The 24,889-nt window shown below is 67.6% G+C and carries 25 protein-coding genes; 23 read left to right on the top strand and 2 right to left on the bottom strand.

Annotated elements, in window-relative coordinates; genetic code table 11:
- Positions 1-2 precede the first annotated feature (2 nt).
- The 19 genes from ACFOPI_RS10190 (at position 3) to ACFOPI_RS10100 (ending at position 19,830) form a co-directional block, all read left to right on the top strand.
- Positions 3-1,295, top strand: coding sequence for a branched-chain amino acid ABC transporter permease (locus ACFOPI_RS10190; protein ID WP_382173516.1), 1,293 nt, complete (start codon positions 3-5; stop codon positions 1,293-1,295).
- A 44-nt stretch (positions 1,296-1,339) separates the two neighbouring features.
- A complete protein-coding gene (locus ACFOPI_RS10185) occupies positions 1,340-2,134 on the top strand; it encodes an ABC transporter ATP-binding protein (protein WP_382174900.1) in 795 nt (264 codons plus the stop codon).
- A 13-nt stretch (positions 2,135-2,147) separates the two neighbouring features.
- Positions 2,148-2,843, top strand: a complete 696-nt coding sequence (locus ACFOPI_RS10180; protein WP_382173515.1) for an ABC transporter ATP-binding protein — start codon at positions 2,148-2,150, stop codon at positions 2,841-2,843.
- Positions 2,844-2,946: 103 nt separating this feature from the next.
- A complete protein-coding gene (locus ACFOPI_RS10175) occupies positions 2,947-5,055 on the top strand; it encodes a 3-hydroxyacyl-CoA dehydrogenase NAD-binding domain-containing protein (RefSeq protein ID WP_382173514.1) in 2,109 nt (702 codons plus the stop codon).
- A gap of 33 nt (positions 5,056-5,088) precedes the next feature.
- Entirely contained in the window at positions 5,089-6,264 is a 1,176-nt protein-coding gene (locus ACFOPI_RS10170) for an acetyl-CoA C-acyltransferase (protein WP_382173512.1), read from the top strand.
- A 36-nt stretch (positions 6,265-6,300) separates the two neighbouring features.
- Entirely contained in the window at positions 6,301-7,656 is a 1,356-nt protein-coding gene (locus tag ACFOPI_RS10165; RefSeq protein ID WP_382173511.1) for an acyclic terpene utilization AtuA family protein, read from the top strand.
- A complete protein-coding gene (locus ACFOPI_RS10160; protein ID WP_382173510.1) occupies positions 7,653-7,976 on the top strand; it encodes an AtuA-related protein in 324 nt (107 codons plus the stop codon). Before ACFOPI_RS10165 ends, ACFOPI_RS10160 begins: the two co-directional genes overlap by 4 nt.
- A gap of 31 nt (positions 7,977-8,007) precedes the next feature.
- The gene (locus ACFOPI_RS10155; RefSeq protein WP_382173508.1) at positions 8,008-8,973 is read left to right on the top strand and encodes a Bug family tripartite tricarboxylate transporter substrate binding protein; all 966 of its coding nucleotides are present in this window, start codon (positions 8,008-8,010) and stop codon (positions 8,971-8,973) included.
- Between the two features lie 28 nt (positions 8,974-9,001).
- On the top strand, positions 9,002-10,852 hold the full coding sequence (locus ACFOPI_RS10150; RefSeq protein WP_382173507.1) for an acyl-CoA dehydrogenase: 1,851 nt from the start codon (positions 9,002-9,004) through the stop codon (positions 10,850-10,852).
- 25 nt (positions 10,853-10,877) lie between these two features.
- On the top strand, positions 10,878-11,669 hold the full coding sequence (locus tag ACFOPI_RS10145) for an SDR family oxidoreductase (RefSeq protein WP_382173506.1): 792 nt from the start codon (positions 10,878-10,880) through the stop codon (positions 11,667-11,669).
- Positions 11,670-12,095: a PaaI family thioesterase gene (locus ACFOPI_RS10140; protein WP_382173505.1), complete on the top strand. Its 426-nt coding sequence runs from the start codon at positions 11,670-11,672 to the stop codon at positions 12,093-12,095. It abuts the gene before it with no gap.
- A complete protein-coding gene (locus tag ACFOPI_RS10135; RefSeq protein WP_382173503.1) occupies positions 12,095-12,892 on the top strand; it encodes an SDR family NAD(P)-dependent oxidoreductase in 798 nt (265 codons plus the stop codon). Before ACFOPI_RS10140 ends, ACFOPI_RS10135 begins: the two co-directional genes overlap by 1 nt.
- Positions 12,893-12,912: 20 nt before the next feature.
- Entirely contained in the window at positions 12,913-13,929 is a 1,017-nt protein-coding gene (locus ACFOPI_RS10130; protein WP_382173502.1) for an NADP-dependent oxidoreductase, read from the top strand.
- A gap of 21 nt (positions 13,930-13,950) precedes the next feature.
- A complete protein-coding gene (locus tag ACFOPI_RS10125; protein ID WP_382173500.1) occupies positions 13,951-15,603 on the top strand; it encodes an isovaleryl-CoA dehydrogenase in 1,653 nt (550 codons plus the stop codon).
- Positions 15,604-15,619: 16 nt separating this feature from the next.
- A complete protein-coding gene (locus tag ACFOPI_RS10120; RefSeq protein ID WP_382173498.1) occupies positions 15,620-16,555 on the top strand; it encodes a glutathione S-transferase family protein in 936 nt (311 codons plus the stop codon).
- Positions 16,552-17,043, top strand: a complete 492-nt coding sequence (locus ACFOPI_RS10115; RefSeq protein WP_382173497.1) for a GNAT family N-acetyltransferase — start codon at positions 16,552-16,554, stop codon at positions 17,041-17,043. Before ACFOPI_RS10120 ends, ACFOPI_RS10115 begins: the two co-directional genes overlap by 4 nt.
- Positions 17,044-17,068: 25 nt before the next feature.
- Positions 17,069-17,974 carry an SDR family oxidoreductase gene (locus ACFOPI_RS10110; RefSeq protein WP_382173495.1) on the top strand — a complete coding sequence of 302 codons (906 nt, stop codon included), beginning with the start codon at positions 17,069-17,071 and terminating at the stop codon, positions 17,972-17,974.
- 18 nt (positions 17,975-17,992) lie between these two features.
- On the top strand, positions 17,993-18,544 hold the full coding sequence (locus ACFOPI_RS10105) for a methylated-DNA--[protein]-cysteine S-methyltransferase (protein WP_382173493.1): 552 nt from the start codon (positions 17,993-17,995) through the stop codon (positions 18,542-18,544).
- 74 nt (positions 18,545-18,618) lie between these two features.
- Positions 18,619-19,830: a multidrug effflux MFS transporter gene (locus ACFOPI_RS10100; protein ID WP_382173491.1), complete on the top strand. Its 1,212-nt coding sequence runs from the start codon at positions 18,619-18,621 to the stop codon at positions 19,828-19,830.
- Positions 19,831-19,840: 10 nt separating this feature from the next.
- Here ACFOPI_RS10100 and ACFOPI_RS10095 read toward each other — a convergent pair whose 3' ends face one another.
- Positions 19,841-20,794: a LysR family transcriptional regulator gene (locus ACFOPI_RS10095; protein WP_382173490.1), complete on the bottom strand. Its 954-nt coding sequence runs from the start codon at positions 20,792-20,794 to the stop codon at positions 19,841-19,843.
- A 107-nt stretch (positions 20,795-20,901) separates the two neighbouring features.
- Between ACFOPI_RS10095 and ACFOPI_RS10090 the strand changes: the two genes are divergently transcribed.
- Both ACFOPI_RS10090 and ACFOPI_RS10085 read left to right on the top strand, forming a co-directional pair.
- Complete coding sequence (locus ACFOPI_RS10090) at positions 20,902-21,867, top strand: Bug family tripartite tricarboxylate transporter substrate binding protein (protein ID WP_382173488.1); 966 nt, start codon at positions 20,902-20,904, stop codon at positions 21,865-21,867.
- Positions 21,867-22,718, top strand: a complete 852-nt coding sequence (locus ACFOPI_RS10085; RefSeq protein ID WP_382173486.1) for an alpha/beta fold hydrolase — start codon at positions 21,867-21,869, stop codon at positions 22,716-22,718. The genes ACFOPI_RS10090 and ACFOPI_RS10085 overlap by 1 nt, the downstream gene beginning before the upstream one ends.
- Here ACFOPI_RS10085 and ACFOPI_RS10080 read toward each other — a convergent pair.
- Positions 22,715-23,818 carry a DUF72 domain-containing protein gene (locus tag ACFOPI_RS10080; RefSeq protein WP_382173484.1) on the bottom strand — a complete coding sequence of 368 codons (1,104 nt, stop codon included), beginning with the start codon at positions 23,816-23,818 and terminating at the stop codon, positions 22,715-22,717. The two genes, ACFOPI_RS10085 and ACFOPI_RS10080, sit on opposite strands and share 4 nt — an antisense overlap.
- Positions 23,819-23,950: 132 nt before the next feature.
- Between ACFOPI_RS10080 and ACFOPI_RS10075 the strand changes: the two genes are divergently transcribed.
- Both ACFOPI_RS10075 and ACFOPI_RS10070 read left to right on the top strand, forming a co-directional pair.
- Complete coding sequence (locus ACFOPI_RS10075; RefSeq protein WP_382173483.1) at positions 23,951-24,349, top strand: hypothetical protein; 399 nt, start codon at positions 23,951-23,953, stop codon at positions 24,347-24,349.
- Positions 24,350-24,455: 106 nt separating this feature from the next.
- Positions 24,456-24,734: a hypothetical protein gene (locus tag ACFOPI_RS10070; RefSeq protein WP_382173481.1), complete on the top strand. Its 279-nt coding sequence runs from the start codon at positions 24,456-24,458 to the stop codon at positions 24,732-24,734.
- Positions 24,735-24,889 lie beyond the last annotated feature (155 nt).

Here is a 24,889-nt window from a genome sequence, read left to right as displayed (position 1 = left end):
ACATGAGCAAGACGCACTACGAATTCAAACCCTGGAACGTCGGCCGCTGGGTCGTCTGGTCGCTGTTCGCCATCGTGCTGCTGGTGGCGCCCAAGCTGTTCACCAGCAACCTCTCGGTCACCATGCTGGCGCAGATGGGCATCGCGATCATCGCCTGCCTGTCCTACAACATCCTGCTGGGGCAGGGCGGCATGCTCAGCTTCGGTCACGCGGTCTATTCGGGTCTGGGCAGCTACGTCGCGATCCACGCGCTCAACGCCGTGTCGGACGGGCAGTGGCCGATCCCGGTCAGCCTCATCCCCGTGGTGGGCGGCTTCGCGGGCCTGTTCTTCGCCATCCTGTTCGGCTACGTAACGACCAAGAAGGCGGGCACACCGTTCGCCATGATCACGCTGGGCATGGCCGAGCTGGTGTTCGCGATGTCGCTGATGTTCTCCGACTTCTTCGGCGGCGAGGCCGGTGTTTCGGGCAACCGGGTGGCGGGTCAGCCCTTCATGGGTATCACGTTCGGACCCGCGATCCAGGTCTACTACCTGATCGCGGTCTACACCTTTGTCTGCGTGGCGCTGATGTTCGCCTTCACGCGCACGCCGCTGGGCCGCATCCTGAACGCGGTGCGCGACAACCCGGAGCGGGTCGAGTTCATCGGCTACAACACGCAGAAGGTGCGCTACCTGGCCTTCATGATCGCCGGCTTCTTCGCAGGCATCGCGGGTGGCCTGGGCGCGATCAACTTCGAGATCGTCACGGCCGAGGTGGTGGGTGCGGCGCGCTCGGGTGGCTACCTGCTGTTCACCTTCCTGGGCGGCGCCACGTTCTTCTTTGGTCCCATCATCGGCGGCGTGCTGATGGTGCTGGCCGCGGTGCTGTTGTCCGAGCTGACCAAGGCCTGGCTGCTGTACCTGGGCCTGATCTTCCTCTTCATGGTGATGTATGCGCCGGGCGGCATCGCCAGCCTGATCATGATGAACCTGCGCGTGGCGGCCTTCGGCCGGCTGCGCGAGATCTGGGTGTCCTACCTGGTGCTGGGCGTGACCGCGGTGCTGGTGCTGCTGGGGGCTGGCTCGATGGTCGAGATGATCTACCACCTGCAGCTGAACGCGGCCATGGGCGACACGGTGAAATACCTCGGCGTGGAGCTGGACACCAAGGCCGGCACCACCTGGTTCGGCGCGGTGTTCGTCACACTGACCTGCCTGGGTGTGTTCGAGATCGCGCGGCGCCAGTTCGCAGCCCAGTGGTCGGCCATCCAGACCGACATCGAAAAAGAGATCAAGCGCCGGGAGACGGAATGAGCATCACACCCCACGCCGCCAACCCCGAGCGGTTTGACCAGGGCATGAGCCATGTGCATTCGGGTGGCTACGCTTTGGAGCTGCGCGATCTGCGCAAGAGCTTTGGCAAGACCGAGATCATCCGCGGCGCCAACCTGGCGGTGCGCGCCGGTGAGCGCGTGGCCATCATCGGCCCCAACGGCGCAGGGAAGTCCACGCTGTTCAACCTGATCTCGGGCCGCTTCGCGCCGACCAGTGGCGAGGTGATGCTCAACGGCACACGCATCGACGGCAAGAAGCCTTTCGAAATCAACCGCCTGGGCCTTTCGCGCAGCTTCCAGATCACCAACATCTTCCCCAAGCTCAGCGTGTTCGAGAACCTGCGCTGCAGCGTGCTCTGGAGCCTGGGCTACCGCTACACGCTGTTCCGCTTCCTGGCCGACCTGACCGATGCGAACGACCGGGCCGAGGAGCTGATGAAGATGATCCGGCTCGACAAAAAACGCGACACGCTGGCGATGAACCTGACCTACGCCGAGCAGCGCGCGCTGGAGATCGGCATCACCATCGGTGGTGGCGCCAACGTGATCCTGCTGGACGAGCCCACGGCCGGCATGAGCAAGAGCGAGACCAGCCGCTTCATCGAGCTGATCCGCGAGGTCACGGTGGGCAAGACCCTGCTGACGGTGGAGCACGACATGGGCGTGGTGTTCGGCCTGGCGGACAAGATCGCGGTGGTGGTGTATGGCGAGGTGATCGCCTTCGACACGCCCGAGGCGGTGCGCGCCAATCCGAAGGTGCAGGAGGCCTATCTCGGCTCGGTGCTGGCCGATGAGCAAGCCGCCTCTGCCGGCCATTGATGGAGGTCATCAGATGCTGAAAGTCCAGAACCTCCATGCCTACTACGGCAAGAGCCATGTGCTGCACGGCGTGTCTTTTGGTGTCGGGCAGGGCGAGATCGTCGCGCTGCTGGGCCGCAACGGCTCGGGCCGTTCCACCACCGCCAAGGCCATCATGGGCCTGGTGGACTGCGAGGGCATGATCGACTGGAAGGGCCAGGCCATCCGGGGCCACAAGCCTTTTGAGATCGCGCACCGCGGCATCGGCTATGTGCCCGAGAACCGCGAGATCTTTCCCAAACTGACCGTGCACCAGAACCTGCTGCTGGGCCAGAAGGGCAGTGGCAAGGGCTCGCGCTGGGGCTTTGACGACATGTACGCCATGTTCCCGCGACTGAAGGAGCGACAGCACACCGAGGCCGGCGTGCTCTCGGGCGGCGAGCAGCAGATGCTCACCCTCTGCCGCACGCTCATGGGCGACCCGGACCTGATCATCATCGACGAGCCGACCGAGGGCCTGGCGCCCAAGATCGTGGAGCTGGTGGGCGAGTACCTGCAGAAGCTCAAGGCCCGCGGCATTTCGGTGCTGCTGATTGAGCAGAAGCTGACCATCGCGATGGCGATCTCGGACCGGGTGCTGGTGATGGGGCACGGGAGCATCGTGTTCGAGGGAACGCCGGATTCGCTCCGTGCAGACCCCTACACCCGCAAGGAATGGCTGGAGGTCTGACCCACAAGCGACAGAGGGTCATTGCGGCGTCGCACAAATTTCCTAAAATCGCACGACCGTTCGTTTTTGAACTGCTTTCCCGTTTCACCCCAGAGGAGACCCCATGACCGCTGAGTACCAGGTCCACGGCGACGTCGCCGTCATTTCGCTGAACAACCCGCCGGTCAACGGCCTGGGCCTGTCCACCCGGCAGGCCATCGTCGAAGGGCTGGAGAAGGCCGAGAACGACGCGGCGGTCAAGGCCATCGTGCTGACCGGCGTCGGCAAGGCCTTCTCGGGCGGCGCCGACATCCGCGAGTTCGGTTCGCCCAAGGCGATCCAGGAGCCCAACCTGCTGTCCGTCATCCTGCGCGTGGAGAACACCACCAAGCCGGTCATCGCGGCCGTGCACAGCGTCTGCATGGGCGGTGGCCTGGAGCTGGCGCTGGGCGCGCACTACCGCATCGCCGCCCCCGGCTGCAACGTGGCCCTGCCGGAAGTCAAGCTGGGCCTGATCCCCGGCGCCGGCGGCACGCAACGCCTGCCGCGTGTGCTGGGCGTCGAAGCCGCGCTGAACATGATCGTCAGCGGCGAACCCGTCAAGAGCGAGATGCTGGCCCAGCTGCCCGGCCAGAAGCTGTTCGACAAGCTGGCTGCGTCGCCCGAGTCGCTGGCCGAAGAAGCGCTGGCATTTGCCCGCGAGATGGCCGCCAAACACGCCGACGGTTCCGCCTTCCCGCTGGTGCGCAACCTGCCCTGCAAGCACAAGGACGGCGACGCCTACTTTCAGTTCGCGCGCAACATGGTCAAAGGCATGGCCAAGAACTTCCCGGCCCCCGCCAAGTGCGTGGACGCCGTCGAAGCCGCGACCAAGAAGAAGTTCAACGACGGCATGGTGTTCGAGCGCGAGATCTTCATCAACCTGATGTGGACGCCCGAGTGCAAGTCGCTGCGCCACCTGTTCACCGCCGAGCGCGCCGCCAGCAAGATCCCCGACGTGCCGGAAGACACGCCCAAGCGCGAGATCGCTTCGGTGGCCGTGATTGGCGCCGGCACCATGGGCGGTGGCATCTCCATGAACTTCCTCAACGCCGGCATCCCGGTGAAGATCCTCGAAATGAAGCAGGAGGCGCTGGACCGCGGCATCGCGACCATCCGCAAAAACTACGAAGCCCAGGTCAAGAAGGGCAAGCTCAAGCAGGACAAGTACGAGCAGCGCATGAGCCTGCTGAGCACCACGCTGAGCTATGACGACATCGGCTCGGCCGACCTGGTGATCGAAGCGGTGTTCGAAGAGATCGGCGTCAAGGAAGCCGTGTTCAAGGAACTCGACCGCGTGATGAAGCCTGGGGCCATCCTGGCCTCCAACACATCGACGCTGGACGTCAACAAGATCGCGAATTTCACCAAGCGCCCGCAGGACGTGGTGGGCATGCACTTCTTCAGCCCGGCCAACGTGATGAAGCTGCTGGAGGTGGTGCGCGGTGACGCCACCGCCAAGGACGTGCTGGCCACGGTGATGGCGATCTCCAAGAAGATCAAGAAGACGGCGGTGGTCTCCGGCGTGTGCGACGGCTTCATCGGCAACCGCATGATCGAGCAGTACGGCCGCCAGGGCGGCTTCCTGCTGGACGAAGGCTGCACACCCGAACAGGTGGACAAGGCGATGGAGAAGTTCGGCATGGCCATGGGCCCGTTCCGCATGGGCGACCTGGCCGGCAACGACATCGGCTGGGCGATCCGCAAGCGCCGCTACCAGGAAAAGCCGGACATGAAGTACAGCAAGACCGCCGACCTGCTGTGCGAGAAAGGCCGCTTCGGCCAGAAGGTGGGCAAGGGCTGGTACGACTACGTCGAAGGCAAGCGTGACGCCATCCCGAACGCCGAGGTGGTGCAGATGATCGAGGAGCACCGCAAGGCGCTGGGCATCACGCCACGCAAGATCTCCGACGAAGAGATCGTGCAGCGCCTGGTTTTCTCGCTGGTGAACGAGGCCGCTCACATTCTGGAAGAAGGCATTGCCAACAAGGCCAGTGACATCGACGTGGTCTACATCTTCGGCTACGGCTTCCCGGTGCACCGCGGCGGCCCGCTGAACTACGCCAACGAAGTCGGCCTGTTCAACGTGGTCCAGGCCATGAAGCGTTTTGCGAAGAACCCGCTGGACGATGCGAAGTTCTGGACGCCCGCACCTTTGCTCGCCAAGCTGGCGGCCGAAGGCAAGACCTTCTGATGACCGCACGAATCAAGATTTGAGGAACCCATCATGACCAACGCCGTCATCGTTTCCACCGCCCGCACGCCCCTGACCAAGAGCTGGAAGGGCGCCTTCAACATGACCCACGGCGCCACGCTCGGCGGCCACGCCGTGCAGCACGCCGTGCAGCGCGCCGGCATCGACGCCGCCGAAGTTGAAGATGTGATCATGGGCTGCGCCAACCCCGAGGGCGCGACCGGTGCCAACATCGCGCGCCAGATCGCGCTCAAGGCCGGCCTGCCCATCACCGTCTCGGGCATGACCGTCAACCGCTTCTGCTCGTCTGGCCTGCAGACCATCGCCCTGGCCGCGCAACGCATCATCGCGGGCGAAGGCTCGGTCTATGTGGCCGGCGGTGTGGAGAGCATTTCCTGCGTGCAGCAGGAGATGAACCAGCACATGCTCAAGGACCTCGCGCTGGAGAAGCAGAAGCCCGAGATCTACTGGAACATGCTGCAGACCGCCGAACAGGTGGCCAAGCGCTACAACATCGGTCGCGACGCCATGGACGAGTACGGCGCCGCCAGCCAGCAGAAGGCCGCCGCTGCGCTGGAAGCCGGTCTGTTCAAGGCCGAGATCGCGCCCATCACCGTGACCGCCGGCGTGGCCGACAAGGTCATGGGCCTGATGACCAAGCAGGTCACGGTCGAGAACGACGAAGGCATCCGCCCCGGCACCACCTTCGACAGCATCCACGGTCTGCGCTCGGCACTGCCGGGTGGTCTGATTTCCGCCGGCAACGCCAGCCAGTTCAGCGACGGCGCCGGCGCCTGCGTGCTGATGGACGAAACCCTCGCCGAGAAGCGTGGCCTGCAGCCGCTGGGCCGCTTCCTGGGCTTCGCCGTCGCCGGCTGCGAACCCGACGAAATGGGCATCGGCCCGGTCTTCGCCATTCCCAAGGTGCTCTCGCGCCTGGGCCTGAAGATTCAGGACATCGACCTGTGGGAGCTCAACGAAGCCTTCGCGGTGCAGGTGCTGTACTGCCGCGACAAGCTGGGCATTCCGGCCGACCGGCTGAACGTCAACGGCGGCGCCATCGCCGTGGGCCACCCCTACGGCGTGTCGGGCCAGCGCCTGACCGGCCACGCGCTGATCGAAGGCAAGCGCCGCGGCGCCAAGCGCGTCTGCGTGACCATGTGCATCGGCGGCGGCATGGGCGCGGCCGGCATCTTCGAAGTGCTGTAAATCTTGCGCCGCCGGTCCGAGCAGGAGACTCAACACGTGAGGCCCTACCGGATCGGCGCTGGTGCAGGCTACGCCGGAGACCGCATCGATCCGGCCGTCGAGCTGGCCGAGCGCGGCGAGCTCGACGCGCTGGTGTTCGAGTGCCTGGCCGAGCGCACCATCGCGCTGGCACAGCTGCGCCGCCGCGCCGACCCCGCGCAAGGCTACGACCCGCTGCTGGCCGCACGCCTGCGCGCGGTGCTGCCGGCCTGCCTGCAGCAGGGCACCACCATCGTCACCAACATGGGCGCGGCCAACCCGCTGGCCGCGGGCCACGCGGCGCTGGCGGTCGCGCGTGAACTGAAGCTGCCGCGCCTGCGTGTGGCCGTGGTGCTGGGCGACGACGTGCTGGACTGGGTGCGGCAGCACGACGCGCCGCTGCTCGACAGCGCCGACACTGTGCGCTCGCTGGGCGATCGGCTGATCTCGGCCAACGCCTACCTGGGCGCCGACGCGCTGCTGCCGGCCCTGGCCACGGGGGCGGATCTCGTCATCACCGGCCGCGTGGCCGATCCCTCGCTGTTCCTCGCGCCGCTCATGCAGCACTTCGGCTGGGCGGCTGATGACTGGACGCTGCTCGGCAAGGGCCTGGCCGTGGGTCACCTGCTCGAATGTGCGGCCCAGGTCAGCGGCGGCTACCTGGCCGACCCGGGCCGGGTGGACGTGCCCGACCTGCACCGGGTGGGCTTTCCGCTCGCCGAGGTGGATGCCGACGGCGGCGTGGTCATCACCAAGCTGCCGGGCACCGGCGGTCGCGTGGACCGGCTCAGCTGCACGGCGCAGCTGCTGTACGAGGTGGAAGACCCGGCGGCCTACCTGCAGGCGGACGTGACCGGCGACTTTTCGAGTGTGCGCTTCACCGAGCTGGGCGAAGATCGCTTGCGTGTGGACGGCGCCAGCGGACACGCGCGGCCCGAACAGCTCAAGGTCAGCCTGGGCTACAGCGACGGTTTCATCGGCGAGGGTCAGATCTCTTACGCCGGGCCGGGCGCCCGGGCGCGTGGCGAACTCGCGCTGGAGATCCTGCGCCATCGCCTCGCGTACGACGGTTTGCTGCCGTCGCTCGCGGGGTGCGAACACCGCGCCGAACTCATCGGCGTCAACGCCATGCACGGCGCCGCGCTGGGCGTCGACCGCGAGCCGTATGAAGTGCGCGTGCGGCTGGCCGTGCGTTGCGCGACGCGCGCGCAGGCCGAGCGTGTGGGCCAGGAGGTGGAGGCGCTCTACCTCAACGGCCCGGCGGCCGGCGGCGGCGTCACGCAGTCGGTGCGCGAGGTGGTGGCGGTGGCCTCCACCCTGATCCCGCGCTCGGCGGTGCAGACCCGCGTGGAGGTGCTGGAGTGGACGGCATGAGCAACACCCCTCGCCGAATCCTGCGCGACATTGCCCTGGCCCGTTCCGGCGACAAGGGCAACCGCGCCACGCTCAGCGTGATCGCGCTGGACCCGGCAGACTTTCCGACGCTGGAGCGGCTGCTGACGGCCGACCGCGTGCAGGCGCACTTCGCGGGCGTGGTGGGCGGCGAGGTGCAGCGCTTCGTGCTGCCGCAGCTGCAGGCCGTGCACTTCGTGATGCATGATGCCCTCGCGGGCGGCGTCACCCGCTCGCTCGCGCTGGACGCGCATGGCAAGACCCTGAGCGCGGCGATCCTGGATCTGCCGCTGGACGACTGAGTTCCGATTCACACCACAAGGAGACAAGACGATGCGAACCCTGACCCGAGTCATCGCCGCGGCCGCGGCCGCACTGGCCTGCACTGCGGCCCTCGCGCAGACCTACCCGGACAAACCCATCAAGGCCGTGGTGCCCTTTGCCGCCGGCAGCGCCACCGATCAGATCGGCCGCGCCTTCGCGCAGAAGATGCAGGAGGCCCTGGGCCAGCCCATCGTGATCGACAACAAGCCGGGCGTGAACGGCATGCTCGGCGCCGACGCGGTGGCCAAGGCCGCGCCGGATGGTTACACCCTGCTGATCGGCACCAACAGCACCAACGCGGCGCTCAAGAGCCTGATGAAGCAGCTGCCCTACGACCAGGACAAGGCCTTCGCGCCCGTGGCCTACATGGGCTCGGTGCCGCTGATCATCGCGGTGAACCCGGACGTGCCGGCCAAGACGCTCAAGGAACTGGTCGACCTGGCCAAGGCCAAGCCCAAGAGCATCAACTTCGCCAGCGCCAGCACCTCGCAGCTGGTCTCCACCGAGATGCTCGCCGGCATGGCCGGCATCGAGCTGACCAACGTGCCCTACAAGAGCGGCCCTGCCGCCATGACCGACCTGATCGGCGGCGTGGTGCAGATGTTCAGCGCCGACTTCGCCGTGATGCTGCCGCAGGTCAAGGCCGGCAAGGTGCGTGGCCTGGCCGTCACGTCCACCAAGCGTTCGCCCGCGGTACCCGACATTCCCACGGTCAACGAAGCCCTGGGCCTCAAGGACTACGAGCTGATTGCCTACTTCGCGATGTACGTGCCCGCTGGCACGCCCGCCGACGTGATCGCCAAGCTCAACAAGGCGGCCAACGCCGCGGCCAACAGCAAGGAGGTGCAGGAGAAGTTCGCCGGCATCGGCTTTGCGGTGGAGCCGGGCACGCCGGAGGACCTGGCCAAGCGCGGTGTGACCGAAACCGCCAAGTGGGCCAAGGCCATCAAGGACGCCAAGATCGAGCCGCAATAAGCCGTCAACCTCACCGTTCTCGCCGACCATGAGCCTGCGCCCCACCATCGACTTTCTGCTCAACGACTGGCTGTCGGTCGAGCGCCTGAACCAGCGCGAGCGCTTCGCCGACCACAGCCGCGAGACCTTCGACGCGGTGCTCGACACCTGCGAGCGCATCGCGCGCGAGAAGTACGCGCCCTTCAACCGGCTGGTGGACACGCAGGAGCCGCACTTCGACGGCGAGAAAGTCATCCTGCCGCAGGCCACGCACGACGCGCAGAAGGCCTACGCCGAAAGCGGCATGCTCAGCGCCGCGCAGGATTACGACATCGGCGGCATGCAGCTGCCCTACACGGTGGAGGCCGCGGCCAACGCGTTTTTCGCGATGGCCTCGGTCTCCATCGGCAGCGGCCTGCTCACCGTGGGCAACGCCAACCTGCTGATGGCGCACGGCACCGACCTGCAAAAGCGGGTGTTTGCGCTCAACGAATTCTCAGGCCGCTGGTCGGGCACCATGTGCCTCTCCGAGCCGCAGGCCGGTTCGTCGCTGAGCGACGTGGCGACGCGTGCGGTGCCCGATGGCAGCGACTTCGAGAGCGACCCGCTCGGTCCGCGCTACCGGCTCAAGGGCAACAAGATGTGGATCTCGGCCGGTGAACATGAGCTGACCGAGAACATCGTCCACCTGGTGCTGGCCAAGATCCCTGATGCCGAGGGCAAGCTGGTGCCGGGCACCCGCGGTATCTCGCTGTTCATCGTGCCCAAGAAGCTGGTGGACACCGACGGCAAGCTGACCGGCGAACGCAACGACGTGGCGCTGGCGGGCCTGAACCACAAGTGCGGCTGGCGCGGCACCACCAACACGCTGCTGAACTTCGGCGAAGGCAAGTACCCGGTGCGTGGCGCAAGTGGCGGGGGACTGGATGGCGCCGGTGCCGGCGCCGTGGGCTACCTCGTCGGCCAGCCCGGTCGGGGCCTGCAGTGCATGTTCCACATGATGAACGAGGCCCGCATCGGCGTCGGCATGGCAGCCACCATGCTGGGCATGGCGGGCTACCACGCATCACTCGAGTACGCGAAGAACCGGCCGCAAGGAAGACCGGTGACCTCGGGCGGAAAAGACGCCGCGGCCCCACAGGTGCGCATCATCGAACACGCCGACGTCAAGCGCATGCTGCTGGCCCAGAAGAGCTACGCCGAAGGCGCGCTCGCGCTCGAACTCTATTGCGCCCGACTGGTGGACGAGCAGCACACCGGCGCACCCGAGGCCGCCGACGACGCGCGCCTGCTGCTGGAGGTGCTGACGCCGATTGCCAAGAGCTGGCCCAGCGAGTGGTGCCTGGAAGCCAACTCGCTGGCGATCCAGATCCACGGCGGCTACGGCTACACGCGCGACTTCCCGGTGGAGCAGTACTGGCGCGACAACCGTCTGAACATGATCCACGAGGGCACGCACGGCATCCAGGCCATGGACCTGCTGGGCCGCAAGGTGCTGATGGAAAACGGCAAGGGCCTGGCGCTGCTGGCCGGCCGCATCAACGACACCATCCAGCGCGCCATCCAGGTGCCCGAATTCGCAGGCCACGCCAACGCGCTGGGCAAGGCCCTGCAGGACGTGGGCGCCACCACCAAGGCCGCCTGGGCCACCGCCAACCCGACCGAGGCGCTGGCCAATGCCGTTCCCTACCTGCAGGCCTTCGGCCACACGGTGCTGGCCTGGGTCTGGCTGGACGTGGCCCTGGCCGCGCACGCCGCGCAAGACAGCCCCTCGCGCACCGGCCGCCTGGCCGCCGCGCGCTTCTTCTTCCACTACGAACTGCCCAAGATCGGCGCCTGGCTGCAGGTGGTGCGCACGCGCGACCTGACCTGCGCCGATCTGGCCGAAGACGCTTTCTGAGCTTTCACATTCCAAGGAGACAACGATGACCCGAAACATCCAGCAACTGTTCGACCTCAAGGGCAAGACCGCCCTCGTCACCGGCGGCTCGCGCGGCCTGGGACTGCAGATGGCCCACGCCCTGGGCGAGGCCGGTGCGCGCGTGGTGATCAGCTCGCGCAAGGCGACCGATCTCGAAGAGGCCACGGCCGAACTGCAGGCTGCCGGCATCGACGCGCGCTGGATCGCCGCCGACTGTCAGCACGAGGAAGACATCCGCCGTCTGGTCAGCGAGACGCTGCAGCGCGCAGGCGACGTGGACATCCTGGTGAACAACGCGGGCGCCGCCTGGGGCGCACCGGCCGAAGACCACCCGCTCGAAGCCTGGGACAAGGTGATGAACCTCAACGTGCGCAGCTACTTCTTCCTGAGCCAGCTGATCGCCAAGGCCAGCATGATTCCGAAGAAGCGCGGCAGCATCATCAACACGGCCTCCATCGCCGGCCTGGGCGGCAACCCGCGCGGCATGAACACCATCGCCTACAACACCTCCAAGGGCGCGGTCATCAACTTCACCCGCGCGCTGGCCGCCGAGTGGGGGCCGCACGGCATCCGCGTGAACGCCATCTGCCCGGGCTTCTTCCCGAGCAAGATGACCCAGGGCACGCTCAAGGCCATGGGTGAAGAACAGCTGGCCGCGCACGCGCCGCTGGGCCGCCTGGGCGACGACGAAGACCTCAAGGGCCTGACCGTGCTGTACGCGTCCGACGCCGGCAAGCACATCACCGGCCAGTGGCTGGCGGTGGACGGTGGCGTCTCGGTCATCACGGGTGGTTGAGTGAAGTTCTCGGTCCACATCCCGTTCGTCGAGCTGCTCGGCTTCGAACTGCAGAAGTTCGAGGACGGTGAGGCCACGATTGCCTTTGACCCGAAGCCCGAGCATCAGAACTCGTTCAACGTGGTGCACGGCGGCGCCAGCATGACGCTGCTGGACGTGGTGATGGCGCACGCGGCGCGTTCGGTCGAGCCGGCCATGGGCTGCGTGACGGTGGAGATGAAGACCAGCTTCATGCGGCCCGCCAAGGGTGCGCTGACCGCGCACGGCACGCTGTTGCACCGAACGCCCACCATGGCCTTCACTGAGGGCCGCATCGTGGACGCAGCGGGCAAGCTCTGTGCCCACGCCACCGGCACCTTCAAGTTCGTGCCGCGCCTGCCGGTGGGAAAGGGCACGAACGCGCTGAACACCTTGAAGACCGACTGATGAGCAACTCCGCCACTCCCGTCGCCTTCGTCACCGGTGCCGCCCGCGGCATCGGCCTGGCCATCGCGCGCTGGTTCTTTCACCAGGGCCACCGCGTCGCGGTGATCGACAACGACGCGCCGACCCTGACGGCCACCGAAGCCACGCTGCGTGCCGAGCTCGGCCAACGCGCCGACGACCTGCTGGTCATCCATGGCGACGTGTCCGACCCGGCACAGGTGGCCGCTGCCGTGCAGCGCATCGAGCAGCGCTTCGGCCGGCTCGACGCCCTGGTCAACAACGCGGGCGTCGCCACCTTCAAGCCGATTGGCGAAACCAGCTTCGACGAATGGCGTTGGGTGATGGCGACCAACCTCGACGGCCCCTTCCTGTGCGTGCAGGCCTGTGCGCCGCTGATGCTCAAGCACGGCGGTGGCGCGGTGGTCAACATCGCGTCCATCTCCGGCCTGCGCGCCAGCACCTTGCGCGTGGCCTACGGCACCTCCAAGGCCGCGCTGATCCACCTCACGCGACAGCAGGCGGTGGAGTACGGCAACGCCGGCATCCGCGTCAACGCCATCGCGCCCGGACCGGTGGAAACCGAAATGGCGAAGAAGGTGCACACGCCCGCCATCCGCGCCGACTACCACGACACCATCCCGCTGGCCCGCTACGGCAGCCTGGAAGAGATCGCCAACGCGGTCGGCTTCCTGTGCAGCCCGCAGGCCAGCTACATCAACGGCCAGGTGCTGGCGGTCGACGGCGGCTTCGACGCCGCCGGCGTCGGCCTGCCCACGCTGCGCCGTCCCGCCCCCTGAACAACCCAAGGAGACTTCCCATGGCCACCAATCGCCAGATCCTGCTCGACAACCGCCCCGAGGGCGAAGCCACCGTGAACAACTTCAAGCTGGTCACCACCGAAACCCCGCCGCTCCAGGACGGGCAGGTGCTGGTGCGCCACCACTTCCTGAGCCTGGACCCCTACATGCGCGGCCGTATGAACGACAGCAAGAGCTACGCGGCCTCGCAGCCGCTGGGCGAGGTGATGATCGGCGGCACGGTCGGCGAGGTGGTCGAGTCGCGCCACCCGAAGTTCCTGGCGGGCGACAAAGTGGTCGGCATGGGCGGCTGGCAGGAGTACAGCGTGGTCGACGCGCTGCAGCCCGGCGCGCTGCGCAAGGTCGACACCACGCACGTGCCCCTGTCCTACTACCTCGGCGCGGTCGGCATGCCGGGAGTCACAGCCTGGTACGGGCTGGTGAAGATCATCAATCCCAAGGCAGGTGAGACCATGGTGATCAGCGCCGCCACTGGCGCGGTGGGCAGCGCCTTCGGTGCCCTGGCCAAGGCGCGCGGCTGCCGCGTGGTCGGCATCGCGGGCGGGCCGGACAAGTGCAAGTACGCGGTGGATGAACTCGGCTTTGACGCCTGCATCGACTACAAGCTTCACAAGGACATGTACAGCCTGGCCAAGGCGCTCAAGCAGGAGTGCCCCAACGGCATCGACGGCTACTTCGAGAACGTGGGCGGCATGATCCTCGACGCCGTGCTGCTGCGCATGAACGCCTTCGGCCGCATCGCTGTCTGCGGAATGATCGCCGGCTACGACGGCCAGCCGCTGCCCATGGCCAATCCGGCGCTGATCCTGGTGAACCGCCTCAAGGTCGAGGGCTTCATCGTCAGCGAGCACATGGAGGTCTGGCCCGAGGCGCTGACCGAGCTGGGCACCCTGGTGGCGCAAGGCAAGCTGCGCCCGCGCGAGACGATCGCCCAGGGACTGGAGAACGCACCCGAAGCGTTCATGGGCCTGCTCAAGGGCAAGAACTTTGGCAAGCAATTGGTCAAGCTGATCTGACGCCACCGCGCGGAGGCTGGCATGAACACGACCCACGAAGTCTTCAACCAGCCCGAGCCGCTGGTGGACGTCAACCTGTTCGACGGCAACCGGGCGATGCAGGATGCGCTGAAGTTCAACGCGCCAGCGCTGGTCACCAGCCACCTGAGCGCCCTGGGCCAGCAGGTCGGCAGCGCCGGGATGCAGCAGCACGCGCGGCTGGCCAATGTGTTCACGCCGCAACTCAAGAGCCACAGCCGCTTCGGCCACCGCATCGACCAGGTGGAGTTCCACCCCAGCTACCACGCGCTGATGACGGCGGCCACCGCCGCCGGTCTGCACGGCACGCCGTTCTCCGACGCCGAGCAGGCCTCGGGCACGGCGCATGTGAACCGGGCCGCGGCCTTCATGCTCTTCACCGAGCTGGAGCCGTCCATCCTCTGCCCGATCTCCATGACCTACGCGGTCACGCCCGCGCTGCAGGGCAACCCCGCCATCTACGCCGACTGGGCGCCGCAGCTCACCAGCCGCGCCTACGACCCGGCGCTCAAGCTCTGGAAAGACAAGCCCGGCGTGACCATGGGCATGGGCATGACCGAGAAGCAGGGCGGCTCCGACGTGCGCGCCAACACCAGTCGGGCTCTGCCCGATGGGCTCGACGCCTGGGGCCCGCGCTTCAAGGTGACGGGTCACAAGTGGTTCTTCTCGGCGCCCATGTGTGACGCCTTCCTGATCCTGGCGCAGACGCCCAGCGGGCTGAGTTGCCTGTTCCTGCCGCGCGTGCTGCCGGACGGAACGCTGAACCAGCTCTTCATCCAGCGCCTGAAGGACAAGCTGGGCAACAAGGCCAACGCGAGTTCCGAGGTCGAGTTCGCGGGCGCCACCGCCTGGCTGGTGGGCGAGGAAGGCCGGGGCGTGCCCCAGATCCTCGCGATGGGCACGATGACGCGGCTGGACTGTGCGCTGGGCACCGGCGCCCTGATGCGCCACGCGCTGTCGCTCGCGCTCAACCACACCGCGCAGCGCAAGGCCTTCGGCAAGGCGCTGATCGAGCAGCCGCTGATGCGGAACGTGCTGGCCGACCTCGCGCTCGAATCCGAAGCCGCCACCGCGCTGGCCCTGCGGCTGGCGCGCAGCTTCGACCGCGCCGCCAGCGACGAGCACGAGCGCGTGATGCAGCGCCTGCTCACGCCCGTGGCCAAGTTCTGGATCTGCAAGCGCGGCAGCCACTTTGCGCAGGAAGCCATGGAATGCCTGGGCGGCAACGGCTACGTGGAAGAGGGCGGCGAAGGCATCATGGCCCGCATCTACCGCGAGATGCCGGTCAACAGCATCTGGGAAGGCGCCGGCAACATCATGGCGCTCGACCTTCTGCGCGCCCTGCGCAAGGCCGACGCCGCTGCCGCACTCGCCCACGAGCTGGCGCCCGCCAAAGGCATGCACCCCGCGCTCGACCACCTGGCCGCCAGCCTGCCCACCCGCGTGGAGCTGATGGCCACCGAGATGGAAGCCCGCCGCCTGGCGCAGGACGTGGCCCTGGCCGTGCAGGCCGCGCTGCTGGCGCAGACCTCGACCGGCGCCGTGTTCGCCGCCTTCTGCGAATCGCGCCTGGCCGGGCACTGGGGCCACAGCTTCGGATCACTGGGCTCGGGCACGGACTTCGCAGCCATCATCGCCCGCGCCCAACCACGCTGAATTCAGGGAGAGCCCCATGACCACGCCCATCCTGCACCACTACCCCATGTCGCCCTTCGCCGAGAAGGCGCGGCTCATGCTCGGTTTCAAGGGCCTGGCCTGGCAGAGCGTGTACATCCCCAGCGTCATGCCCAAGCCCGATGTGGTGGCACTGACCGGCGGCTACCGACGCACGCCGCTGCTGCAGATCGGGGCCGACATCTATTGCGACACCGCGCTCATCGCCACGGTGCTTGAACACCTCCAGCCCGAGCCCGCGCTGTTTCCGGATCACCTCAAGGGCATTGCCCGCATCGTGGCGCAGTGGGCCGACGGTGACCTGTTCTGGGCCGCCATGGGCTACACGCTCAGCCCCAAGGGCGCCGCCGCGATGTTCGCCAACCAGCCGCCCGAGGCCGCGCAGGCCTTCGCGGCCGACCGCAGCGCCATGAGCACCGGCATGACCCGCCTGCGTCCCGGCGACGCCACCAGCGCCTACCGCAGCCACCTGCGGCGCCTGGCGAACATGCTGCACGAGCAGCCCTACCTGCTGGGTGAGAAGCCGTGCATCGCCGACTTCGCGGCCTACCACCCGCTGTGGTTCAGCCGCGTGGTCAACCCCGCAATGGCCGGCATCCTGGACGCCACACCCGGTGTGCTGGCGTGGATGGACCGCATGGCCGCCATCGGCCGCGGCAAGCCGGCCAAGCTCAGCTCCACCGAGGCCATCGCCATCGCCGCCGCTGCCGAGCCGGCGCCGCTGCCCCAGGAGGCCTTCCAGGACGACCACGGCATCGCCCTGGGCAGCCGCGTCACCGTGGCGGCGCAGAGCTTCGGCACCGAGACCACCGAAGGCACGCTGGTGGCCGCCACGCGCACCCACTACACGCTGGCCCGCAGCGACGACCGCGCCGGCCACCTGCACGTACATTTCCCCCGCATCGGATATGTACTGAAGGAAGTGAAAGCTTGACCGGAACCACCGTTTTCCACCATAGCGCCGTGCTGCAGTGGCGCTGCCTCCCGTTTGCCGCGCTGAGCGCCAACACCCTCTACCGCCTGCTGCGCCTGCGCAGCGAGGTCTTTGTGGTGGAGCAGGCCTGCGTGTTCCTGGACATGGACGGGCTGGACGCTCAGTGCCTGCACGTGCTCGGCGAGGTGGTCGATCAGGACGGCACCCCGCACCTGCACGCCAGCACCCGCCTGGTGCCGCCCGGTGTGGCCTTTGCCGAGGCCAGCATCGGCCGCGTGGTCACCGCGCCGGCCGCGCGCGGCGGCGGCATCGGCCACGCGCTCATGGCCGAGTCGGTGCGCCTGCTGGAACAGCTCTGGGGCCCGCAGCCCATCCGCATCGGCGCGCAGGCGCACCTGGAAGGTTTCTACAACCGCCACGGCTTCGTGTCGGACGACAAGCCCTACATCGAGGACGGCATTCCGCACCTGGAAATGATCCGTCGCTGAACAACACAACAGAAGGAGACAAGACGTGATCACAGACTTCCAAGGCAAGACCGCCGTGCTCACCGGCGCCGGCTCCGGCTTCGGCCTCGAATGTGCGCGCATCGGCGCCAAGCTCGGCATGAACCTCGTGCTGGTGGACGTGCAGCAGGACGCGCTGGACAAAGCCCAGGCCGAACTCGAAGCGGCCGGCGCCCAGGTGCTCGCCCGCAAGGTCGACGTGTCCAGCGCCGAACAGATGGAAGCCCTGGCCCAGGCCGTGCAGCAGCGCTTTGGCGCGCCGCACTTCGTCTTCAACAACGCGGGCGTGGGCTCGGGCGGGCTGATCTGGGAGAACTCCGTCAAGGACTGGGAGTGGGTGCTGGGCGTCAACGTCTGGGGCGTGATCCACGGCGTGCGCCTGTTCACCCCCATGATGCTGGCCGCCGCCAAGGCCGACCCGGCCTACCGCGGCCACATCGTCAACACCGCCAGCATGGCTGGCCTGCTGACCCCGCCCAACATGGGCATCTACAACGTCAGCAAACACGCGGTGGTGAGCCTCTCCGAAACGCTCTACCAGGACCTGAAGCTGGTGACCGACCAGGTCGGCGCCAGCGTGCTCTGCCCCTACTTCGTGCCCACCGGCATCAGCCAGAGCCACCGCAACAAGCCCGCCGGGCTGGCCGACGAGAAGCCCACGCAGAGCCAGCTGATCGGCCAGGCCATGAGCGACAAGGCCGTGAGCAGCGGCAAGATCACCGCCGCCCAGGTGGCCGACATGGTGTTCCACGCCATGCGGCACGACCAGTTCTACATCTACAGCCACCCCAAGGCGCTGGGCAACGCCCAGAGCCGCTTCGACGCCATCGTCGCCGGCACCAACCCCCCCGACCCGTTTGCGGAGCGGCCCGAGATCGGGGAGGGCTTGCGGCAGGCGCTGCGCGCCGGCTGACGCGCCACCCAGACCGCCATGGACGGCCACGGCCACGGCCACACGCTGTTCGACACCGCCATCGGTGTGTGCGGCATGGCCTGGGGGCCGGCGGGCATCACGGCGGTTCAGTTGCCCGAGCCCTCGCCGGAGGGCACGCGGCAGAGGCTGTTGTGCAACCTGCCGGGCCCCGTGCCTGAGCACGAGCCGCCGCCCATGGTGCAGTCGGCCATCACCGAGCTGAAAGCGGCCCTGCGCGGTGAGCGGCCGGCCGACCTGCGCCACCTGCCGCTGGACATGTCCCGCCTCACGCCCTTCCTACAGCGGGTCTATGAGCGCGCCCGCGCCATTCCGCCCGGCCAGACGCTGACCTACGGCGAGCTTGCCGCAGAGATGGGCGACAGGAACCTCGCCCGCGCCATCGGCCAGGCCATGGGCGCCAACCCGTTCGCGCCGGTCGTGCCCTGCCACCGCGTGCTGGCGGCGGGCGGCCAGCCAGGAGGCTTCTCGGCCAGCGGCGGCGCCATCACCAAATGGCGCCTGCTGGAAATCGAGGGCTACCGGCCCGGCGGTCCGTCGCTGTTCGACTGACGCGCCTTCGCTTCGGTCAAAGGTTGATCCGGTGGCGCCGGGCGGCTTGTTTGCTGCACTGCGACAATCCCCCGATGCTTTCTCGTTATCTCAAGATGGCCCTGATCCTGGGTCTGCTCTCGGCCATCGGCCCCTTCGCCATCGACATGTACCTGCCCGCGCTGCCCGACATCGGGCGCAGCCTGGGGGCAGAGGTGGGCGCGGTGCAGCTCACCCTCACCGCGTTCTTCCTCTCCATCGGCCTGGGGCAGCTGCTCTACGGCCCGGTGTCCGACATGGTGGGCCGCAAGCCGCCGCTCTACGCCGGCCTGGCCCTGTTCACGCTGGCCAGCATCGGTTGCGCGCTGGCCACCGACATCCACACCCTGGTGGCCCTGCGCTTCCTGCAGGGCCTCGGCGCCGCCGCCGGCATGGCGATTCCGCGCGCCATCGTGCGCGACTTGCACACCGGCGCCGAGGCCGCGCGCCTCATGTCGCTGCTGATGCTGGTGTTCAGCGTCTCGCCCATCCTGGCGCCGCTGGCGGGCAGCGGTGTGATCGCGCTGACCGGCTGGCGCGGCGTGTTCTGGGCGGTGGCGCTGGCGGCGGTGGCCGGCATGCTGATGGTGCGCGGCGCGCTGGCGGAAACGCGCAGCGAGGCCGAGCGCGTAGACAGCAGCCTGGGCAGTGCGCTGCGCGCCTACGGTGTGCTGCTGCGCGACCGGCACTACCTGGGCCTGGTGCTCATTGGCGCCTTCGCCATGGCGGGCTTCTTCGTCTACCTGGCTGGCTCGCCCTTTGTGCTGATCAACCACTACGGCCTGAGCCCCACGCAATACAGCCTGGCGTTCGGCCTCAACGCCGCCGCGTTCATCGGCTCCGCGCAATTCACCGGCCCGCTGGGGCGGCGCTTCGGGCTGGCGCCGCTGGCCAAGGGTGCCGTCACCGCCTGTGGCCTGGTGATGGCGATGCTGCTGGCGTATTACCTGGCCGGTGGCGACCAGCTGCTGGTGCTGGTGTCGCTCTACTTCGTGGCCAGCGCCTTCATGGGTATGGTGATTCCCACGGTGTCAGTGCTGGCGCTGGAAGCGCACGGCTCGATTGCGGGCACCGCATCGGCCCTCATGGGCACGCTGCAGATGCTCTGTGGCGCGGTGGCCATGGGCATCGTGGGCCTGTTCGCCAACGGCCAGCCGCTGCCCATGGTGGCGGGCATGGCGTCCGGCGCGCTGACCGCGCTGGCGCTGACCTGGGTCACCCTGCGCCACCGCCCACACGCCACCCCTGTGCAGCGCGTGAGGGGGTGAGAGGCATGCATCAGGCGCGGTGTGCGCCTGGCCGCGCCTGCGCCTGAAGAAATGCCAGGAGCACCTCCAGCGCGGGCCCGCGCCCGTTGGCCGTGGCCAGCACGCCGATGTCGTCGAAGGGCATGCGCTGGGACCGGTTGATCTGGACCAACTGCCCGTGCTGCAGAAATCGCTGCATCACGCTCAGGGGCACCAGACTCAGCAGCGGCTCCTGGCTTAGCAGGGTCCACAGCATGGTGGGTGAGGCGCAGACGATGTTGTAGTGCTTCACAGGCGCAGACGCAGCGAAGAAGTTGTCGAACACCTCGCGTGCGGCGATGGATGTCGGCGGCACCAGCCACGTGCAGTCCAGCAGGGCGGCCATGCCGACGCGGCGTTTGCGCGCCAGCGGGTGGGACGCCCCGGCAACGATGCCGAACTGGTCGGGCCACAGCGGTGTGAAGGCCGTGCCCGCCGGCAGCACCGCCGGACGGCGGCAGATGGTGCAGTCCACCTCGCGGTTGGCCAGCAGGCCGGCGTGCCGCTGGGCATCGGTTTCCAGCAGCTCGATCTGCATCTTCGGGTGCAGGCGCGCGAACGCCGGCAGGGCCTCGCCCAGATGGCTGCCGATGGCCGCGGAAATGGCTGCGATGCGCACCACACCGACCGCGCCCTGGGCGATCTCGGCCGCCCGGGTGGCGGTTTCGTCCACCAGGCCCAGCATGCGCCGCGCCAGCGGCAGCAGCAGCTCGCCCGCAGTGGTGAGCGCCATGCCTTGCGAATGGCGCAGGAACAGGCTGCACCCCAGCAGCTGTTCCAGGTCGGCCAGGCATTGCGTGGCCGACGGCTGCGTCACGCCCACGGCATCCGCCGCCCGTTTGACGGACTGCAGTTCCGCCACCTTCACAAACACATGCAGGTGGCGTAGCCGGGCCCGGCCGAGCAGGCGGTTGCGCAGGGATGAGGCCGAGACGGGTGGGCTCATGGTTGGCGCATCATATAAGCCATGCCTATTGATGGGTGAAAGATTCGATTGGACGGCTATGGCGCCTGTGCGGACACTGAGCGCACAGATTCACAACGGAGACAGCCATGACCCTTCGCCGCAGAACCGCCGCCGTTGCGCTCGCCGCGCTCGCTTTTGCTTCGCTGTCCAGCGCCCAGACCTACCCCGACAGACCGATCACGCTGGTGGTGCCCTACCCGGCCGGAGCGGCCGTTGACCGGGTGGGCCGCGCCCTGGGCGCCGAGCTCCAGCGGCGGCTGGGGCAGCCCGTGGTGATCGACAACGTCGCCGGGGCCTCCGGCACCATCGGTGCCAAGAAGGTGCAGCGGGCCGCGCCGGACGGCTACACGCTGCTGGTGGGCACTGTCAACGACATGCTGGTGGCGCCCGCGGTGCTCAAGGCGGGCTACACCACCATGGATTTCACGCCCGTGACGCGGCTGTCGCAGAACACCACGGTATTGGTGGCCCACCCCGGTTTTGGCGCCAACACCGCCGACGAACTGGTGGCGCTGGCCAGGCGCCGCACCGAGCCCCTGCTGGCGGGCGCCACAGGCGTGGCGATGATGCAGACCATCGGCGGCACCCTGCTGGCGCAGGCTGGCGGCTTTCGCATCGACCATGTGCCCTACAAGGGCGGGGCGCCGCTGCTCACCGATCTCATCAGCGGACAGGTGCCGCTGGGCACGATCGCGCTGACCTCTGCGCTGCCCATGATCCGAGAGGGCCGCATCAAGGCCATCGGCATCATTTCCAGCCACCGCGACCCCACCGCACCCAACATCCCCACGGTCAACGAGGGCCGCAGCGTCAAAGGGGTCGAAGCCGACCTCTGGACCGGCCTGTTGGGCCCGGCCGGCATGCCCGAACCTGTGGTGGCGCGGCTCAACGCGGTGCTCAGGGACATCATGTCCGACGCCGCTTACCGCGACACCGAGTTCAAGGCGGGCAGCGTGGTGGTGGAGCCCAACGACGGCAAGGCGTTCAGGCAGTTCCTGCAGCGCGAGGAAACGCGCCTGAAGCCCTCGCTGGCCGAGGTGAAGGCCAACTGATGCAGAGCACGCTTCTGGGTCAGCCGCTGCAACGGACCACGGTGTCGGGAAACACCGAGATTCACTTTACCCGTGGCGGGCAGGGCGCACCGCTGGTGTTCGTTCACGGGGGCATGGGTGACTGGTCCTCGTGGGCACCCCAGTGGGATGCCTTCACACCGCACTTCCGCTGCACCACCTACAGCCGCCGCTACAGCAGCCCTAACCGCAACCCGCTAGTGGGCGCGGACCATTCGGTGCTGGCCGAAGCGCAGGACCTGGTGCAGCTGCTTGGCCAATGGTGCGACCGGCCTGCGGTGCTGGTAGGCACGTCCTATGGTGCCTACACCGCGCTCCAGGCCGCGCTGGTGGCTCCCCAGCGGGTGCGGGCGCTGGCCATCACCGAGCCGCCGGTGCTGCCGTTTGCCGACGAGGTGCCCGGTGGTCAGGCGGCGCGGTTGCAGTTCCAGCGCGAGGTGCTGGACCCGGCCACCGAAGCGTTCCGACGGGGCGACCCGGACCAGGCCGTGAGCATGCTCACCGACGGCATCAACGGGCTCGGCCAGGGCGAGGCCGGCACGCCCGAAGGCCGCGCACGCCGACTGCGCAACGCGCTGGCCATGCAGGCGCTGTGTCTGTCGGCCGATCCCTATCCGGCGCTGGACCGCGACGCCCTCCAGGCGCTGCGCTTGCCCATCCTGCTGACGCACGGCGACCGCACCCAGGCCATCCACCAGGCGACCACCCGGGCCTTGTCGCGCCATCTGCCGCTGGCGCGCGTGGTGAGGGTGGCCGACAGCGGCCACGGGGTGCATCGCGACAACCCCCAGGCGTTCAACACGCTGGTGCTCGATTTCCTGCGAACCGTCTAGCCGGCCACAGGGGCCGTTGCCAATCCCTCCGCCAGCGCCCGCGCCGACAGCGGTGCACAACCCTCGGCCTTGTTGCTGATCGTCACGTAGGCGTTCTGCCCCGCGCCCGTCACGCCGCGCACCGTGCGCACGATCAGCGCGCGCGTCTCGGCGTCCACATCGTGGATGCGGTCGTAGGGTTCGTAGGAGCGCTGCGCGTCCTCGTAGCCGTAGGCGCCGTGCAGCGGGTTCAGGTTCCAGCGGCAGACCATCGGCCCGGGCCAGAGCGCGCGCAGCAGGGGCAACTGCTCGGCCAGGCGCGGCATCTTGGCGTGCAGGCCCAGGCAGTAGGTGGTGCCGGTCTCCTTGAGCACGGCCGCCAGCTGCGGCGCGATGGCGGGCGAGAGCCACTCCGGGTCGCGCACCTCCACCGCCACCACGCCGTCGGGCGTGGCGCCGCGCACATCGGGCAGCGCCCGCAGCAGGGCGCGCAGCCGCTCCAGCAACAGCGGCAGGCGCTGCAACTGCGAAAACGGCAACGGGCTGAGCTGGAACACCAGCGCGCCCACCTTGTCGCCCAGCCCCGCCAGCGCGGGTGTGATGAACTCCTGCGTCGCCAGCACCGGGTCCAGAAACGCCGTGTTGGGCTGGCGGCCCTGGCCCTGTTCGCCGCGCACCAGCGCGTCCGTCACCAGCGCCGGCGCCTTCACCACGAAGCGGAAGTCGTCGGGCACCTGGCCCGCGTAGCGCGCGTACTGCCCCTCGGTCAGCGGGCGGTAGAACGACCGGTCGATGCCCACGCAGCGCAGCAGCGGGTGCTGGGCGTAGGCGGCCAAGCCGTTCTTGGCCAGCACCGCCTCGCTGTACGGCCCCTCGTCCCACACGATGCCGGCCCAGCCCGGGTAGCTCCAGGTCGAGGCGCCCAGGCGGATGCGCGGGTTCAGGCGGGCGGCGAGGGTGTGGGTGGCTTCGTCGGGGGACAGGGGGAGGACTTCGGTGGAGCGGCGGCGTTTGGGCTGAGCAGGAGCAGCGTCATCGTCCGCCGGGTCGGGTGCGGCGGCGGGTGGCTTCGGTCGGGTGGGTGGTGGTGCGGGTGGTGCACCGAACAGGTCGTCCTGCATAGGGCTGTAGTGTCGGCGAGTAGGTTCTCCGTTGCCGGAACTGACAAGGGCTACTTGGAGACTTGTGACAAAACATTGCAGAATGCTTGTCAACACGACAAAACAAACCCGTCTCAGAACAGGGGAGGATCTGTGAAGCAAGCTGCGCCGTCGGCCTTGTCGATGCCCACCCAACCCAAGGGCCAGGCCGTCTCATCATTCAAAGTCACTAAGAAGCTCCAACCTAGGACCCCCGGAGCGCAAAAGCTCCTGCAACGTTTTGGCGACGCGCTGGTGTGCGTCCGTCGTCGTGTCGCGCCCGAGGGCGAAGCCCGGTGCACCACCGTCGAACTGGTGCTGGAGCAGGTACCCATCCGTTCGCGTACCGACCAACTGGTGGGCGTTCAGGTTGGTTACGGCGAAAAGGCTCTGCAATCACAGGTCAAGGCCGCCGGCGGTGTGTGGGACCTTGCGTCTCGCCTTTGGAGGTTGCCACAGCGCACAGCCCGCCGACTGGGGCTTTCTGACCGCGTACGGGCGCTACAGGAATGAGATAGATGTGGAATCCATATCTATCCAAAAAAACTGTATCTATCCAGATTTGGATGGATGTGGCTTTTGGTTTTGCGGTTTAAATCAAAGTTAGCGGTCACTAGTCATGAGCATCTTTCACTACAGAGCCGAACTTCTCAGACAATCGCCAGATGGCGAGTGTGTTTATAAGTTTTTTCCTGATTGCGTCATGGCAAAAGAAGTATCAGGAGCCTTCTCTGTCAGTCCAGCATCTTGGCAGCCTGAGATCATTGAGGCAGCCGGAGCAGAAGAGAAAGGCTTGGTTTCCACTGACTCAAGGTGTGTTTTCGTATTAACGGCCAAAATCAAAACCGAGTTCGAGATGAACGGGGTTATGCCAAATGAAGTGTTACGCATTTCCTAATCAGAAAACCGCTAACAATTCCGTCGAGAGGGACGGCCCAAAGCTGCGCTTTGGGTTCCCTCCGCCTTTGGCTCCGGCGGCCCCTCACGTCAAACTACAAGGGCTTCCCCCCGAAAGTCAAACACCGATCCATTCGTGATGCATCGCGAAGCGAT

Origin of the sequence: Hydrogenophaga luteola (genome assembly GCF_042648585.1) — a bacterium.
GTDB classification, from domain to species: domain Bacteria; phylum Pseudomonadota; class Gammaproteobacteria; order Burkholderiales; family Burkholderiaceae_C; genus Hydrogenophaga; species Hydrogenophaga luteola.
Note: the sequence above shows the minus strand (reverse complement) of the source record. Positions and strands in the feature narration are given on the sequence as shown.